The 15,608-nt window shown below is 69.5% G+C and carries 13 protein-coding genes; 8 read left to right on the plus strand and 5 right to left on the minus strand.

All coding sequences use genetic code 11. From position 1 onward, the window contains the following. Positions 1–120: 120 nt before the first annotated feature. Positions 121–864, minus strand: coding sequence for an ArsR/SmtB family transcription factor (locus ABMY26_RS31750; RefSeq protein WP_372400184.1), 744 nt, complete (start codon positions 862–864; stop codon positions 121–123). A gap of 125 nt (positions 865–989) precedes the next feature. Here ABMY26_RS31750 and ABMY26_RS31755 point away from each other — a divergent pair, with 125 nt between their 5' ends. Continuing rightward, positions 990–2,264: an MFS transporter gene (locus ABMY26_RS31755; protein ID WP_372400185.1), complete on the plus strand. Its 1,275-nt coding sequence runs from the start codon at positions 990–992 to the stop codon at positions 2,262–2,264. 201 nt (positions 2,265–2,465) lie between these two features. Beyond that, entirely contained in the window at positions 2,466–3,545 is a 1,080-nt protein-coding gene (locus ABMY26_RS31760) for a ParA family protein (RefSeq protein ID WP_372400186.1), read from the plus strand. An 18-nt stretch (positions 3,546–3,563) separates the two neighbouring features. On the opposite strand, the gene ABMY26_RS31765 is transcribed toward ABMY26_RS31760, so the two are convergent. Next, the gene (locus ABMY26_RS31765) at positions 3,564–6,179 is read right to left on the minus strand and encodes a PAS domain S-box protein (RefSeq protein ID WP_372400187.1); all 2,616 of its coding nucleotides are present in this window, start codon (positions 6,177–6,179) and stop codon (positions 3,564–3,566) included. Positions 6,180–6,572: 393 nt separating this feature from the next. Between ABMY26_RS31765 and ABMY26_RS31770 the strand changes: the two genes are divergently transcribed. The 5 genes from ABMY26_RS31770 to mmsB all read left to right on the plus strand — a co-directional run bounded on the left by ABMY26_RS31770 (position 6,573) and on the right by mmsB (position 12,258). Beyond that, positions 6,573–8,027 (plus strand): RAD55 family ATPase, encoded by a 1,455-nt coding sequence (locus tag ABMY26_RS31770; RefSeq protein ID WP_372400510.1) that lies wholly within the window; start codon positions 6,573–6,575, stop codon positions 8,025–8,027. 10 nt (positions 8,028–8,037) lie between these two features. Further along, on the plus strand, positions 8,038–8,436 hold the full coding sequence (locus tag ABMY26_RS31775) for a response regulator (RefSeq protein WP_372400188.1): 399 nt from the start codon (positions 8,038–8,040) through the stop codon (positions 8,434–8,436). A gap of 132 nt (positions 8,437–8,568) precedes the next feature. Next, positions 8,569–10,068, plus strand: a complete 1,500-nt coding sequence (locus ABMY26_RS31780) for a CoA-acylating methylmalonate-semialdehyde dehydrogenase (protein WP_372400189.1) — start codon at positions 8,569–8,571, stop codon at positions 10,066–10,068. Between the two features lie 83 nt (positions 10,069–10,151). After that, entirely contained in the window at positions 10,152–11,297 is a 1,146-nt protein-coding gene (locus ABMY26_RS31785) for an isobutyryl-CoA dehydrogenase (protein ID WP_372400190.1), read from the plus strand. Between the two features lie 79 nt (positions 11,298–11,376). Further along, positions 11,377–12,258, plus strand: a complete 882-nt coding sequence (mmsB, locus tag ABMY26_RS31790) for a 3-hydroxyisobutyrate dehydrogenase (protein ID WP_372400191.1) — start codon at positions 11,377–11,379, stop codon at positions 12,256–12,258. 1 nt (position 12,259) lies between these two features. Here the strand turns inward: mmsB and ABMY26_RS31795 are convergent, their stop codons facing one another. Next, complete coding sequence (locus ABMY26_RS31795; RefSeq protein WP_372400192.1) at positions 12,260–13,177, minus strand: LysR family transcriptional regulator; 918 nt, start codon at positions 13,175–13,177, stop codon at positions 12,260–12,262. Between the two features lie 280 nt (positions 13,178–13,457). On the opposite strand from ABMY26_RS31795, the gene ABMY26_RS31800 reads away from it, so the two are divergent. After that, positions 13,458–13,970, plus strand: coding sequence for a hypothetical protein (locus ABMY26_RS31800; protein WP_372400511.1), 513 nt, complete (start codon positions 13,458–13,460; stop codon positions 13,968–13,970). Between the two features lie 2 nt (positions 13,971–13,972). Here ABMY26_RS31800 and ABMY26_RS31805 read toward each other — a convergent pair whose 3' ends face one another. Beyond that, positions 13,973–14,743, minus strand: coding sequence for a DUF3102 domain-containing protein (locus tag ABMY26_RS31805; RefSeq protein ID WP_372400193.1), 771 nt, complete (start codon positions 14,741–14,743; stop codon positions 13,973–13,975). A 2-nt stretch (positions 14,744–14,745) separates the two neighbouring features. Beyond that, positions 14,746–15,510, minus strand: a complete 765-nt coding sequence (locus ABMY26_RS31810; protein WP_372400194.1) for a ParA family protein — start codon at positions 15,508–15,510, stop codon at positions 14,746–14,748. Between the last annotated feature and the right edge of the window lie 98 nt (positions 15,511–15,608).

Raw genomic sequence — 15,608 nt, forward strand, 5'->3', positions numbered from 1 at the left:
GCGATAAAGAGTGGATTACTTCGTTATGTTCATTCGCATCATGATGGCTGGACGGCCGCTATCGGTCGCATAGACGATCCCGCAAAAACGGGGTGCCTCCACCGGCTTTTCACCGGCTTTTCATTGCTCTTCCCGCAACCGGCCGGCGATCCTGATGCCGAACGCATCATGAAACGCCGCTCGCCCCGTCACCGTGACCGTCACCGCACGCGATCCCTCGATCCGGCGAATCCAGCCCCGCTCGAACGCGTGGGCGCACAGCGCCGCCCCCAGGCGGCCGGCGAGGTGGGGCCGGCGCTCGCTCCAGTCCAGACATGGGCGGCAGCCCGCCCGCCCCTTCCCTGCCCGGCCGGACGGGTCGGGAAGAGCGATGCCGATCCTCTCCATCAGCGCCAGCCCGGCCGGGGTCACGATGCCGGCATCCTGCTCGATCTCGACGGCGCCCATGGCGACCAGGGCATCCGCGATCTCGACCGCCACCCGGCCGGCGAGATGGTCGTAACAGGTCCGCGCCAGCCGCAACGACTGGTCGGCCGGGCCGACCCTCAGCCGCCGGGCCGGGCCGCCACCGCCGCCATTGCCGCCCCCGCTGCCGGCGACCTGCATCATCCCCTCGATCATCAGCGCCACGTCCCGGTTGGCGAGCCGGTGATACCGGTGGCGCCCCTGCCGTTCGACCGCCACCAGACCGGCGTCGACCAGCCTCGCCAGATGGCCGCTCGCGGTCTGCGGGGTGATCGCCGCCACCCGCGCCAGCTCCGCCGCCGTCAGGGCGCGCCCGTCCATCAATGCCGACAGCATGGCCGCCCGCGCCGGCTCCCCGACCGCGGCGGCCACTTCGGCGATCCTGTTGGCTGTGACCATGCCTCGCCCTCCCTTTCCGCGACAGCATAGCCGAACGCGGCCGGACGATCCTTCGGTCCCGGCCGTACCATCGCGACGCCGCGCGGGCCGATAACCGGGTCTTTCCACGATGGAGACCCTCCCCGATGACCGGCCCCGCGACAGCAGTTCCAGGCACACGCCCCTTCTTCGGCCCGACCGTCGTCGCCGCGACCTTCGTCATGGCGGCGTTCGGCTGGGGCGTCGGCTTCTACGGACCGTCGATCTACCTCCACGCCGTTGTCGCCCGGACCGGCTGGCCGGTCACGCTGGTTTCGACGGCGGTGACCGTGCATTTCCTGTTCGGCGCCCTGGTGATCGCCACTCTTCCCCGGATGTACCGGTCGTTCGGCGTTCCCCGCGTGACCATGCTCGGCGCGCTGGTCCTCGCCTGCGGGGTCGCCGGCTGGGCCGGTGCCGCCACGCCCGGGCAGCTCTTCGCGGCGGCGCTGGCCAGCGGGGCGGGATGGGTGACGATGGGGGCCGCCGCCGTCAATGCCATCGTCTCGCCCTGGTTCGTCCGCACCCGGCCCTCGGCCCTGGGCATGGCCTACAACGGCGCCAGCATCGGCGGGGTGGTCTTCTCGCCGCTGTGGACGGTCCTGATCTCCACCGTCGGTTTCCTCACGGCGGCGGTCGCCGTCGGCGGCGTCATGGTGGCGGTGGTCTCGCTGCTGGCGCTGCTGGTGTTCGCCCGGACGCCCGAAGGCCTCGGCCAGCGCCCCGACGGCGCCGGCGACGACCCGTCGCACGCCCCGGCCGGCCCGCCCGGCCAGGCGGATGTCCGGCCGCTCCCCGGCGGGAGCCTGTGGCGCAGCCGCCGCTTCGTCACCCTCGCCGCCGCCATGGCACTCGGGCTGTTCGCGCAGATCGGCCTGCTCGCCCATCTGTTCTCGCTGCTGGCCCCGGCCGTCGGCGAAGCGGTGGCCGGCCTGGCGCTGGGCGGCGCGACAGCGGCGGCGGTGGCGGGACGCAGCGTCGCCGGCCGCACGATCGGCCCCGCGACCGACCGTCGCCTCGTCGCCTGCGCCAGCTATGCGGTCCAGGCGGCCGGCTCGCTGGTGCTGCTCTCCGCCGATGGCGGGCCGTGGGCCTGGGTGGCGGGGATCCTGGTGTTCGGGTTCGGCATCGGCAACGCCACCTCCCTGCCGCCCTTGATCGCCCAGGCGGAGTTCGTCCGGGAAGACGTGGCGCGGGCGGTTCCGATGGCCGTCGCGGTCGGACAGGCGACCTATGCCTTCGCCCCGGCGCTCTTCGGCCTGCTGCGCCACGATCCCGGCCCGGCGCCGGAAACCGGCGCGGCCCTGTTCCTGCTGGCCGCCGTCGTGCAGGGCTGCGCCGTCCTCTGCCTCGCATGGGGCCGGCGCAGACCCAAGACCTGATCCGTGCGCCTGATCCGTGCGCCTGATCCGCGCGCCTGATCCACGACCCTGGGTCGCGGCCTGTGCTGCGGTGCAGCGCCCCAGGGCGAATGTCTGTGGAGACACCGGCCGACCCGATGCTTATAGTGCGCTCTCGCTCCGGGGCAGGAATCCTCCGTTCCGGGGTGGGGGGTTGCCGCAGAACGGCGAAGCGGAACGGACATGCACAGCCACGAAGACGTCTTCGACACGCCGGATACACGGCAACCGACGATCCTGTCGGTGTACAATCAGAAGGGTGGCGTCGGCAAGACGACCACCTCGGTGAATCTCGCGCTGGCGCTGGCCGCCATGGGCAAGAGCGTCGTTCTGATCGATTTCGATCCGCAGAGCAGCGCCACCAGCAATTTCCTGCTGCGCGACAAGGCGAAGGTCGGCATCAACGACCTGCTGCGCCAGGAGACCTTCGTCGAGGACGCCATCTCCCCGACCGCCTTCGACGGGCTGTCGATGATCGTCGGCGCGCGCAAGCTCTATTCGCTGGAACATGCGCTGGATTCCCGCGGCGGATCGCAGCGCGGCCTGCGCAAGGCGCTGCATTTCTCGCACAACCCGCCGGACTTCGTCGTCATCGACTGCCCGCCGGCACTCGGCCATCTGGCTGCCGGCGCGCTGGCCGCCTCCGACCGGCTGGTCGTGCCGGTGTTCCCCGGCCGCTACGCGCTGGACGGGCTGAAACGCACCCTGTCGGTGGTGGAGCATATCCAGAACGGGCTGAATCCCAGCCTGTCGCTCGCCGGCATCCTGATGCTGTCGATCACCAACGACGAGGTCGGGCGGGAATCGCTCACCCAGCTGCGCGCCGAATATCCGGACCTGATGTTCCGCACCGCCTTCCCCTATGACGTCGACGTGGTGAAGGCAACCTACCGCCGGATGCCCGCGGCGATCTTCAGCCCGGAGGGCAGGACCACCGCCCGCTTCGTCGCGCTGGCCTGGGAAATCCTGCACGGCCGCGGCGCCGCGCCCACCGACGCGCAGCTGAAGCCCGCGCTGGACCGCATCCGCTCCTGGCACGAGGCAACCGACGCGTCCTACAGCAGCCGGGGCACCGCCGCCACCGCCGACGAGGGCGAGGAGAGCTATGGCGGCACCGGCTCCCGCCCGGCGGCGGCAGGCGCCAAGCCACGGCCGGCCCGCGCGCTGATCGCCGGGCTCGCCGGGCTGGCGGTCGGCTTCGCGCTCGGCGCCGTCCTGGGGCAGCCGATCATCGGCAAGGTGCTGGCGGGCCTGGGCGGCTGAAGGCTGGGCGGCTGAACGTCAGTCAGCCGCCTCCAGCATCTCCGCGACCGCGTTGCGCAGCTCATGCGCGGCGATCGGCTTGTGGAGCAGCGCGTGGCCGCCCTCCCGGACCTCGATCAGCCGCTCCGGCGCGGTGTCGCCGGTGATGACGGTCGCGGGCACCGGCGCGTCGAGGCGTTCGTACACCGCCCGGATCGCATCCAGTCCGGTTTCTCCGCCGCGCAGGCGGTAGTCGGCCAGGATCGCGTTCGGCCATTCCCCGCTTTCGACATGGCGGACGGCGTCTTCGACGGAGCCGGCCGTCAGCACCCGGTACCCCCAGCCCTCCAGCATCGCCTGCAGGCCCATGCGGATCAGGGGCTCGTCGTCGATGATCAGGATCAGGCCGGGCGGAGTGCCGGCGGGAGCATGAGGGTCCGGCCGTCCGGAAACCGGCATTCGGCTGACCGCCATCGGCACCTCGACGCAGAAGGCGGAGCCCCGTCCCGGCACCGAGCGGATGGCGATGTCATGACCGAGCAGCCGGGCGACGCGCCGCACCACGGCCAGACCGAGCCCCAGCCCCTTGCCGCGGTCGCGTTCCGGATTGCCGAGCTGGAAGAACTCCTCGAAGATCTCCTCGTGCTTGCCGGCTTCGATGCCGATGCCGGTGTCGACCACCTCGATGCGCAATCGCCCGCCCTGCCGCCGGCACCCGATCAGCACGCCGCCCCGCTCGGTATAGCGCAGCGCGTTCTCGACGAAGTTGCGCAGGATGCGCTCCAGCAGGGCCGGGTCGCTGCGGACCGTGGCTTCGCTGTGGACGATGCGCAGGCGCAGCCCCTTGGCCGCGGCCTGGAGATGGTATTCGGCGCCGAGCCGCTCGAGATGCGGCCCGACCGCCATGTCCGTCGGCTGGGGGACGATCAGTCCGGCATCGAGCCTCGACACGTCGAGCAGGCTGTCGAGCAGCATCCGCAGCCCGCCCATCGCCTCGCCCATGGATTCAAGCAGCGGCGACGCCGGATGCCCGTCGAGGCGCCCCTCGAGCGCCGCCTGGAACAGCATCATGGCCTGGACGGGCTGGCGCAGATCGTGGCTGGCGGCGGCGAGGAACTTTGACTTGGCGATGTTGGCCCGGTCGGCCTCGGCTTTCGACGCGCGCAGGGCATCCTCGCCGCGCTTGCGTTCGGTGATGTCGCGCATCAGGCCGGTGAAGAGGCGGCGCCCGCCGGACCTCCACCCGGCAAGCGCCAGTTCGATCGGGAAGGTCGAGCCGTCCTTGCGCAGCCCGGCCAGTTCGCAGCCGGCGCCGACGGTCCGCCATTCGCCGGCCTGACGGCAGGCCGCAAGGCAGCTGTCGAAGGCGGCGAGATACGGCTTGGGTATCAGCATCGTCACGGCCTGCCCGGCCGCCTCCTCTTCCCAATGGCCGAAGATGCGTTCGGCCGCCGGGTTGAAGGAGTGGATGACGCCCGCCTCGTCGAAGACCACCATGGCATCCACCGCGGTCTGCACGATGGCCCGGTAGCGCGCCTCGCTTTCGGCCAATGCCGCTTCGCGCCGCAGGATGAGGCCAGCCGCGTCCCGGATCGCGCCGCCGGCCGCGTCGATCTCGACGACGCCCCCGGCATCGGCCGCGGGCAGGCGGCCCGCTCCCAGCGCCTCCGCCGCTTCGGCGAGTTGCGCGACCGGGCGGGTCAGGCGGCGTCCGAGGATGACGGCGGCACCGATGCCGATCAGGAAGAGGACGAGTCCGCCGCCGGTGAAGAGCAGGAGCGTCTGCCGCGCTGGCTCGGCCATCAGTGCCTGGGGAACGCTGGTGGCGGCCACCCAGCCGGAGGTCCGGGACCGGCTGAAGGCCTGGAACGCGGCCACATCCTCCAGGTTGATCGCCCGGTGGATTCCGTCGCGCACCTCGCGCATCCCGCTCCACAGCGTGTCGGGGAGCCGTTTGCCGACGAACTGCCCGGCAAGATGCGACCGGGCGATGACGGTGCCGTCCTGGTCGATCACACCGGCCCGCCAACCGGCGGGAATGCGGTCGGGGGAGACGATGGCCTGAAGCCGTTCCGGGGATATGGTCAGGCTCAGGAGGAAACGGACATCCCCGCCGCGGATCACCGGCGTGACCACGATCAGCAGCGGTGCCCGCGTCACGCCGCCGACGATCAGGCCGGAGACCTGCGACGTCCGCGTCTCGACCGCCAGCCGGTCGGCCTCGAAGCCGCTGTTCACCGGCAGGGCCGTTCCCCAGGGGACCCGGCTGTTGACGAGCTGCCGGTTCTCCAGGTCGCGCAGGACGACGTTGGTGCCGAGACGGTCGCGCACCTCGACGGCCCGCTGGTGGAAGGAGGCGAAATCGTCCTTCGCCAGGCTCTCGGAGGTCGCCAGGACCTCGGCTGCCGCGATGAGCCGGGCGACCTCGCGGTCCACATCCTCGGCCAGCTGGCGTGCCCGGTCGCGCACCTGCCGTTCCGTCTGCCCGGCCTGGGTGTTGGCGTTCCAGACCAGCAGGGCGGCGGAGAAGAGGACGAGGGGCACCGCCACGGCCGTCACCAGCAGGATCAGCCAGCTCCGCATCCGGAGCGACCGCGACGACAGCTTGGGGGGCCGCGGGTCCGGCGGGGTATGCGTCGTCGGGCCTATGGCCATTCACATGCGATCCTATGTCAGGTCCGTGGAACATACCGTTGCGCACAATGATTGCGCAATCCGACCGTCTTCACATCCAGTAATAGGCGTTTCGGATAGGATGGCGGCATCCAGGCGATGCGGGGGGGCGGGACCGGCGGAGTTCGGGCCGCGCCGACACGGCGATGTCTGCGCCAAGGCTCACTTGACAATTTTTACGGGTGACTGGAGACTCGGCGTCCGGAAGCTCTCATGCGGGCGGCATCGGTCAAGGACCGGGTGGCTGCCGGCGGGTTCGTGCCCGCGGGATCAGGCGGGCGGACACCCGCGCCGGCGATTGAGGCAACGGCTCCCGATGGGGCACCATCGACAAGCCGTTGATATTGGATGTCGGAAACGGTCGAGCAAAGCATGATGGAACGGATTTCCACTGGCATACCCGGTCTGGACCGGATCCTTCAGGGCGGCCTTCCGGTTGGCTCGGTGTTCATCGTGCAAGGATCGCCGGGCGCCGGAAAGACGGTGATGGCCAACCAGATCTGCTTCCGGCACGCCTCCGGCGGGGGACGCTCGGTCTATGTGACCCTGCTGGCCGAGAGCCACGACCGCCTGCTCAAGCATCTCAGCCCGATGGAGTTCTACCAGGGCGAGCATGTTCCATCGTCGATCTATTACGTGAGTTGCTTCGACAAGCTCATGCGCGACGGGCTTCCCGGCGTCCTGGAGTTCCTGGTTTCCGAAGCCAAGTCCCGCAAGGCGTCGCTGCTCGTGCTCGACGGCCTGTTCGTTCTGGAGGAGACGGCCCGATCGGCCTGCGAGTTCCGCAAGTTCATCAACGATCTGGCGATGCTCGCCAACCTGCTGGGATGCACGGTCCTGCTGCTGACCAACAGCGCGCGGCAATCGTCCAATCCGGAATACACCATGGTGGACGGCTGGATCGAACTGGCGGCGCGGTGCAGGGATACCCGTTCCTACCGCACGCTGACCGTGCACAAGGTCAGGGGCAGCGACTTCATCGCCGGCCAGCACATGTTCACGATCTCGGAGGCCGGCCTCACCGTGCTGCCGCGGTTCGAAAGCGTGCTACCACAGTTCGAAAGCGTGCTGGAGGGTGCGTCGTACACCGAGGTCGGAACCGGACGCCTCGGGACCGGCGTGGGTGACCTCGACAGGATGCTGGACGGCGGGCTGCCCTGCGGCTCCGCCACCCTGATGCTGGGGCCGACCGGCATCGGCAAGACCACGCTCGGCCTGCATTTCATCTCGCAATGCACGCCGTCGGAGCCCGGCCTGATCTTCGGCTTCTACGAGAATGCCGCCAGGCTGAAGCGCAGGGCGCTGAGTTACGGGATCGACCTCGACGGGCTGATGGCATCAGGCGCGGTGGAGATGATCTGGCATCCGTCCACCGAGAATTTGCTGGATCAGCTCGGCTACGAGCTTCTGGACAGGGTCCGGCAACGCAAGGTGGCACGCCTGTTCGTCGACGGGGTCGACGCCCTCGCGCACTCGGTCATCTTCCAGGAACGCCTGCCATCGTTCCTCACCGCGCTGACCGGCACCCTGCGTGACGAGGGCGTGACCACCGTCTATTCGATGGAACTGCCGTTCCTGATGGGCGGCGAACACCGCATATCGCTGGGCAGCATTTCCGCGGTCGCGGAAAACATCGTCCTGCTGCGCTATGTCGAACAACAATCCCAGATGCGCCGCACGCTCACGCTGGTGAAGGTGAGGGAGAGCGGATTCGACCGATCCATCAGGGAATATTCCATCACCGACCGGGGCATCCGGATGGGAGGCACCATATCGGGCGCAGCGACGTCATCTGCCGCAATCGATACCGTCTCTCCGAACATCCTTTAGGCCGCCGACGATGGCAACCTTCTCCGCTCCGCAATCCCGAGGCCACATACTGATCGTCGAGGATGAATCCGGAATCAGGGCTGCCATGACGCTGGTCCTGGAAATGGAGGGCTTCCAGGTGACGCAGGCGAGCGACGGCCGCCACGGGCTGCATTGCCTGATCGAGGCGGTCCCCGACGTCGTGCTGTCCGACTACATGATGCCCTACATGAACGGCATCGAGATGATCCGGGAGATCCGGGCGAAACCGGGCTTCCAGCATTTGCCGGTCGTGCTGCTCACCGCCGCCGTTCCGTCCGAACCGGATTTCAGGACCCTCATCGACGCGTTCCTGGAAAAACCCGTGGAGGTGCCCATCCTGGTCGCCACCCTGCAGCGGCTGGTCGACCGCAGGCCCCCCGGCAACTGATACCGGGGCGTCCCGTCCACCGACGCCGGGGCGTCCTGCATTCCTGCACAACCGATGCGCAAAGTTTCGGGTCGATCCACGGGGCCGCTCAGGTCCACATGGTGACCAACAATCCCGAGGGAGGACAATAGGATGACCACCGAACTTCAGCACCTGATCGGCGGCAAGGCGGTTTCCGGAACGTCCGGCCGGTTCGCCGACGTCTATTCCCCGATGACCGGCGAGGTGCGCGCCCGCGTGCCGCTGGCGAGCGTGGAGGAGATGCGCGCCGCGGTCGAGAATGCCAAGCAGGCGCAGCGCGGCTGGGCCGCCACCAACCCGCAGCGCCGCGCCCGCGTGCTGATGCGCTTCCTCGACCTCGTGCAGCGCGACTATGACGAGCTGGCGCTGCTGCTGTCGCTGGAGCATGGCAAGACCATCGTCGACGCCAAGGGCGACATCCAGCGCGGGCTTGAGGTGGTCGAGTTCGCCTGCGGCATCCCGCACCTGCTGAAGGGCGAGTTCACCGACGGCGCCGGCCCCGGCATCGACATCTATTCGATGCGCCAGCCGCTGGGCGTGGTCGCCGGCATCACGCCGTTCAATTTCCCGGCGATGATCCCGATGTGGAAGTTCGCCCCGGCCATCGCCTGCGGCAACGCCTTCATCCTCAAGCCGTCGGAGCGCACGCCGGGCGTGCCGGTCAAGCTGGCCGAGCTGATGCTGGAAGCCGGCCTGCCCCCGGGCATCCTCAACGTCGTCCATGGCGACAAGGTGGCGGTGGACGCCATCCTCGACGACCGCGACATCAAGGCGGTCGGCTTCGTCGGCTCCACCCCGATCGCCGAATACATCTACAACCGCGGCTGCGCGGCCGGCAAGCGCGTGCAGTGCTTCGGCGGCGCCAAGAACCATGCGCTGGTGATGCCCGACGCCGACCTCGACCAGGCGACCGACGCGCTGATCGGCGCCGGCTACGGCGCGGCGGGCGAGCGCTGCATGGCGATCTCGGTCGTCGTCCCGGTGGGCAAGAAGACCGCCGACGCGCTGATGGAGCGGCTGATCCCGCGGGTGGAAGGCCTGAAGGTCGGCCCCTCGACCGACAGCAGCGCCGATTTCGGCCCGCTGGTGACCGCCGAGCATCTGGCCCGGGTGAAGTCCTACGTCGATCTCGGCGTCAAGGAAGGCGCCAAGCTGGCGGTCGACGGCCGCGAGTTCAGCATGCAGGGCTACGAGAACGGCTTCTACATGGGCGGCTGCCTGTTCGACGAGGTGAAGCCGGACATGCGCATCTACAAGGAGGAGATCTTCGGCCCGGTCCTCTCCGTCGTCCGTGCCGACTCCTACGAGGAGGCGCTGGCCCTGCCGAACGACCATGAATACGGCAACGGCGTCGCCATCTTCACCCGCGACGGCGACGCCGCCCGCGACTTCGCGTCGCGTGTCGACGTCGGCATGGTCGGCATCAACGTGCCGATCCCGGTTCCGCTCGCCTATTACACCTTCGGCGGCTGGAAGCGTTCGGGCTTCGGCGACCTGAACCAGCACGGCCCCGACGCGGTGCGCTTCTACACCAAGACCAAGACCGTCACCTCGCGCTGGCCCTCGGGCGTCAAGGACGGCGCCAGCTTCGTCATTCCGACCATGGAGTGATGGGTCCCTAGCCTCCCTCTCCCGCCTCCCGCGCAAACTTCGTTTGCGCGGGAGGCGGGAGAGGGCCTTGATCGAGGTGACGCATGTCCTTTGAACTGACCGAAGACCAGGTCGCCATCCGCGACATGGCGTTGTCCTTCGCCCGCGACGAGCTGGCGCCAAACGCCGTCGCGTGGGACCAGAAGAAGCATTTCCCCGTCGAAACCCTGCGCGCGGCCGGCGAGCTCGGCATGGGCGGCATCTATGTGGCGGAGGACCATGGCGGCTCGGCGCTGAGCCGGCTCGACGCCGCGGTGATCTTCGAGGCGCTGAGCCAGGGCTGCCCGACCATCGCCTCCTACATCTCCATCCACAACATGGTGGCGGGGATGGTGGACAGGTTCGGCACCGGCGAGCAGAAGGCCCACTGGCTGCCGAAGCTCTGCACCATGGAATGGCTCGCCAGCTATTGCCTGACCGAGGCGAATGCCGGCTCCGACGCCGCGGCGCTGCGGACGAAGGCGGTGCGCGACGGCGACGGCTATGTGCTGAACGGCGCCAAGCAGTTCATCTCCGGCGCCGGCAGCTCCGAGCTTTACCTCGTCATGGCCCGGACCGGCGAGGACGGGCCCGGCGGCATCAGCGCCTTCCTGGTGCCCAGGGACACGCCCGGCCTGTCCTTCGGCGCCAACGAGCACAAGATGGGCTGGAACGCCCAGCCGACCCGCGCCGTCATCATGGAGGACGCGCGCGTTCCCGCCACCGCCCTGCTGGGTCAGGAGGGGATGGGCTTCAAGTTCGCCATGAAGGGGCTGGACGGCGGCCGGATCAACATCGCCGCCTGTTCGATCGGCGGCGCCCAGGCGGCGCTCGACAAGGCGCTGACCTACATGTCCGAGCGCAAGGCCTTCGGCCAGACGCTCGACCGCTTCCAGGCGCTGCAGTTCCGCATCGCCGACATGGCGACCGAGCTGGAGGCCGCCCGCACCTTCGTCCACCGCGCCGCCTCGGCGCTGGATGCCGGCGCCAAGGATGCGACGCGGCTGTGCGCCATGGCCAAGCGCTTCGCCACCGACACCGGTTTCCAGGTGGCGAACGACGCCCTGCAGCTGTTCGGCGGCTATGGCTATCTCGCCGACTATGGCGTCGAGAAGATCGTCCGCGACCTCCGGGTCCACCAGATCCTCGAAGGCACCAACGAGGTCATGCGCCTGATCGTCTCGCGCAGCGAGATCGGCCGGATGGCCTGACCAACACGACCCTTGGTCCCCTCTCCCCGGGGGGGAGAGGGGGAAGCACCATAAAAACCAATCCACGGGAGACGCGACGATGGCTGTGATCGGTTTCATCGGCTTGGGCAACATGGGCGGCCCGATGGCCGCGAACCTCGTGAAGGCGGGGCATCAGGTGGTCGGCTACGATCTGGTGCCGGCGGCCATCGAGGCGGCAGAGGCGGCCGGCATCACCATCGGCGCCTCGCCCGCCGCCATCGCCGCCGCGGCGGAGGTGGTCGTCACCATGCTGCCGGGCGGCAAGCATGTCCTCGGCGTCTATGGCGAGATCGCCCCGGTGGCACGGCCGGGCACGCTTCTGATCGACTGCTCCACCATCGACGTGGATTCGGCCCGCAAGGCGCATGCGCAGGCGGCGGAATACGGCGCGCCCTCGCTGGATGCGCCGGTGTCGGGCGGCGTCGGCGGTGCTTCGGCCGGCACGCTGACCTTCATGGCCGGCGGCGAGCCCGGTGCCTTCGAGCAGGCCCGCCCGATCCTGGAGGCGATGGGCAAGAAGATCGTCCATTGCGGCGGGGCCGGCGCCGGGCAGGCGGCGAAGATCTGCAACAACATGATCCTCGGCATCTCGATGATCGGCGTCTGCGAGGCCTTCGTGCTGGCGGAAAAGCTGGGACTGTCGCATCAGGCGCTGTTCGACGTCTCCTCCACCTCGTCGGGCCAGTGCTGGTCGCTGACCAGCTATTGCCCGGTGCCCGGCCCGGTGCCGGCCAGCCCGGCCAACCGCGACTATCAGCCGGGCTTCGCCGCGGCGCTGATGCTGAAGGACCTGAAGCTGGCCCAGGAAGCGGCGCAGGGCGCCGGCGCCCCCACCCCGCTGGGCGCGGCGGCGGCGCAGCTCTACGCGATGATGAACGCGCAGGGCCAGGGCGGCACCGACTTCTCGGGCATCATCCGCATGCTGCGCGGCGAAGGGTAAATCAGGGTGTGATCGAACTGGCCGGCGGGGGCAGGAACAGCGCCTGCTCCCGCCGCACCAGATCGGCGATGTAGTCGGCGGTCATGGCGATCCGCGCCAGCGAGCGCAGATCCTCATGCACGATCAGCCAGAAGGACCGGGTGATCGTCAGCTCGTCCGGCAGCACCGGCACCAGCGCCGGCTCGTTCGCCGCGATGAAGGCGGGCAGCATGCACAGGCCGGCCCCGGCCAGCGTCGCCTTCAGCTGGGCGACCAGGCTGCTGCTCTTGATCCGCGGCACCACCTCCCCGATCGTCTCGACATAGTCCAGCTCGGGCGCGAAGATCAGGTCGTCGATATAGCCGATGAAGGACTGGCCGCGCAGGTCGGCCCGGCTGCGGATATGCTGCCGGGCGTCGAGATAGGCCGCGGTGCCGTACAGCCCCAGCCGGTAATCGGTCAGCTTGCGGGCGAACAGCCGGCCTTCCTGCGGGCAGGACAGGCTGATGGCGATGTCGGCCTCGCGCTTGGACAGGCTGAAGACGCGCGGCATGGCGACCAGCTGCACCTCCAGCTCCGGATGGCGTTCGCACAAGGAACCGATGCGCGGCGCCAGGAAACAGCTGCCGAAGCCGTCGGGCGCCCCGATGCGCACCGCGCCGGCCAATGCCAGATCGCCGTCGGCCACCATCCCCTGCGCCAGCAGGGCGGCGCTTTCCATCACCTCGGCGGTCTGTTTCAGCCGCTCGCCCTGCGCGGTCAGGGTGAAGCCGCTGGGGCGCCGTTCGAACAGGGTGACGCGCAGCGCCTCCTCCAGCGCCGTGATGCGCCGGCTGACCGTGGTGTGATCGGCGCGCAGGCGCTGGGCCGCCGTGGTCAGCGTGCCCGCCCGGGCCACCGCCAGGAAAAAGCGCAGGTCGTTCCAGTTGAAATCGGCCATATCCGCCGGTCGTGGATGCCATGGGGGCCGAACTGTCCCACCAACCCGCCCGCCTGACAAGTGCGGCAACCTGCCCCTTGCGACCATGCCGCAGCCGCCGGCTGCCCCTCATCTTCCCCCGACGGAGTACCGCGCCTTACGGCGGATCCCCCCCATTTCATACGGACGATCCGGCCGGCCGGGGCGTTTATCTGTTGAGGGATACGGATGCGGCGAACGAAAAGGATGGGCGATGCCGGGTAACGGCCGGACGGCGGAGCGGAGCGGAGCGGCCTTGGCGATGGCATTTGTGAGGGTGGGACGCGCCACCCTGGTCGCCGCCGCCATGCTGTCCGCGGCGCCGTCCGCCATGGCGGAGCCGATGCTGTTCGCGCCCGACGGCACCGCCCCCCTGCCCGCTCCGCCCCCTGCGGCGGCGAAGACCTCCGGCATGCCTCGGACCGATGCGCTGGATTGCTGGCTGCTGGATCCGGACGGTCTGGAGCGGGCGGCCGACCGCGGCCTGTGCGGCGATGCCTTCGCCCGCGCGCCGGAAACCGCATCCCTGCCCGCTTCGGTGAAGACGCCGCCGCGCAAGCCGAAGGTTCCGGACAGCCGCAGCCGCGCCTCCAGCCGCAGCGAATCCCACGCCACCGGACGCTCCCCGGCCCGCATCGGGCGCACCGGGGGCGGCGGCGACTTCTTCAGCAATTTCCAGCGGGACTTCCGGGCACTGACCGACCTTCTGGGCAGCGGCCCGTCATCGGGACGCGGCGACGGCGGGACCGGCTCCCACATGTCGCATCGCCGCTGAGGTCAGGACGCGCCGTCGCCCGCCCCGGCCCCCACATCGTCCGGCCCGATATCCTCGGCCTCGACATCGATGGTCACGCCGCTGCGGTTGGCGCGGCCATGGCCATGCTCCGGGTCGATGCCATGGTCGCGCAGCAGCTCGCCGCGGATGTCGGCCATCCGCGCGCCCAGCCGGGCATATTCGGCCAGAAGCTGCCGGCGCCGGTCGTTCGGCGTCACGTCCTTCGGCGGGCGCAGCGAGCGCTTGAAGTCGATCAGCTGCCGGCGGGTCACGTCCGGGCGGACCAGCCCCTCGGCCTTGGCGCGCTCCAGCTCGTCCGGCGTCATGGTGACGATCTGGTAGGCGACGCTCTCCGCCCCCGGCAGCACGTCCAGCGACAGCCGGCCGGTGTCCACCGCCTCCGCCACCGCGCGGAAGCGGAAGGCGGTCTCGACCGAGAAGGGCATGTCGCTCTCGATCATCGCCTCGAAATCGCCGTGCGGCAGGATCTCCTTGGCCCGGTTCAGGTAGCGGCCGATCGACAGGAATTCCTTGCGGCTGCGGTTCCAGTGGTAGCGGATCTCCTGGGCGAATTCCTGCCGGGTGTGGCAGGGCACGATGGCGTCGCTGATGTCCGCCGCCCTGCGGTCCGCCTTGGACGGCGCCACCGCCGCCGGGGAGGAGCGGGCGGGCAGCTGGGATGCCGCGGCCTGCGGGGCTGCCTGCGGGGCAGGCTGGGGAGCGGCCTTGCCCTGCTCCGCCGCCTTCTTCATGAAGGACTTGACGTTGACCATGCTCAGATCCCCAGCTCGTGCCGGATGAAGTACCAGGCGCCCAGGCATTCGTCGGCGCCGTTCACCGCGCCGACATCGACGATGGAACAGCCGATGTCGTCGACCCGGTGCATGTCCTCGATGTCCGGCACCTCGTGCGGTACCAGCCGGCCGACCCGCCCCAGCTCCAGCTTCGCCTCCCGCAGGCTGACGGACCGGCGCTTGACCCGGTTCAGCAGGAAGGCGGCCGGGCGGCCATAGTCGCGCAGGAACTCCATCCAGGGAATGACGCTCATCTTGTCGAAGCGGCCGACCCCGGTCGGCACCAGCACCAGGTCGGCGCGGCGCAGCAGGATCTTGGTCGCTTCCGGATACAGCTCCACCGACGGGGGCGTGTCGACGAAGACGATGTCGTAGCGGGCCGGGTCGATCTGGGCCAGCGCCTCGTCGATGGCCTCCAGCGCGCCCTCGTAATGGTCGATGGCGGCGACGTCGTGCGGGCGGCGCAGCTCGTGCCACTGGCCCAGCGTGCGCTGCGGGTCGAAATCCAGCGTCGCCACCCGCATGCCGTCCCTGGCGGCGGCCACAGCGGTGTTCTTGCAGCTGGTCGTCTTGCCGGTGCCGCCCTTGGGCGCGCTGTAGACCACCCAGCGGGCCGGCCTCTGCGCAGCGCTCTGTACCGGACTTTCGGCATTGCGGCCCGCCTGCCGGCCGGATGATTTACCGGAATCCCTGGCTGTGGACTTGCCCGCAGACCGTTTCGTGGCGACGGCGGTCGGATCGGCCATCTGTTCCCCCTGCATCGCGTGACGGCCTTCTTCTTAGCGGATCGGCTGGCGCGTCGAAAGGGCAAAGGCGGGACCTGGACCATGGAAATAGGGGATCT

It is taken from the genome of Azospirillum sp. HJ39 (assembly GCF_041507355.1).
GTDB lineage: Bacteria > Pseudomonadota > Alphaproteobacteria > Azospirillales > Azospirillaceae > Azospirillum > Azospirillum thiophilum.

What these genes read in the sequence shown, in the direction of transcription:
- ABMY26_RS31750 (WP_372400184.1), bottom strand. Translation starts at nt 864, where the DNA reads ATGGTCACAGCCAACAGGATCGCCGAAGTGGCCGCCGCGGTCGGGGAG.
- ABMY26_RS31755 (WP_372400185.1), top strand. Translation starts at nt 990, where the DNA reads ATGACCGGCCCCGCGACAGCAGTTCCAGGCACACGCCCCTTCTTCGGC.
- ABMY26_RS31760 (WP_372400186.1), top strand. Translation starts at nt 2,466, where the DNA reads ATGCACAGCCACGAAGACGTCTTCGACACGCCGGATACACGGCAACCG.
- ABMY26_RS31765 (WP_372400187.1), bottom strand. Translation starts at nt 6,179, where the DNA reads ATGGCCATAGGCCCGACGACGCATACCCCGCCGGACCCGCGGCCCCCC.
- ABMY26_RS31770 (WP_372400510.1), top strand. Translation starts at nt 6,573, where the DNA reads ATGGAACGGATTTCCACTGGCATACCCGGTCTGGACCGGATCCTTCAG.
- ABMY26_RS31775 (WP_372400188.1), top strand. Translation starts at nt 8,038, where the DNA reads ATGGCAACCTTCTCCGCTCCGCAATCCCGAGGCCACATACTGATCGTC.
- ABMY26_RS31780 (WP_372400189.1), top strand. Translation starts at nt 8,569, where the DNA reads ATGACCACCGAACTTCAGCACCTGATCGGCGGCAAGGCGGTTTCCGGA.
- ABMY26_RS31785 (WP_372400190.1), top strand. Translation starts at nt 10,152, where the DNA reads ATGTCCTTTGAACTGACCGAAGACCAGGTCGCCATCCGCGACATGGCG.
- mmsB (WP_372400191.1), top strand. Translation starts at nt 11,377, where the DNA reads ATGGCTGTGATCGGTTTCATCGGCTTGGGCAACATGGGCGGCCCGATG.
- ABMY26_RS31795 (WP_372400192.1), bottom strand. Translation starts at nt 13,177, where the DNA reads ATGGCCGATTTCAACTGGAACGACCTGCGCTTTTTCCTGGCGGTGGCC.
- ABMY26_RS31800 (WP_372400511.1), top strand. Translation starts at nt 13,458, where the DNA reads ATGGCATTTGTGAGGGTGGGACGCGCCACCCTGGTCGCCGCCGCCATG.
- ABMY26_RS31805 (WP_372400193.1), bottom strand. Translation starts at nt 14,743, where the DNA reads ATGGTCAACGTCAAGTCCTTCATGAAGAAGGCGGCGGAGCAGGGCAAG.
- ABMY26_RS31810 (WP_372400194.1), bottom strand. Translation starts at nt 15,510, where the DNA reads ATGGCCGATCCGACCGCCGTCGCCACGAAACGGTCTGCGGGCAAGTCC.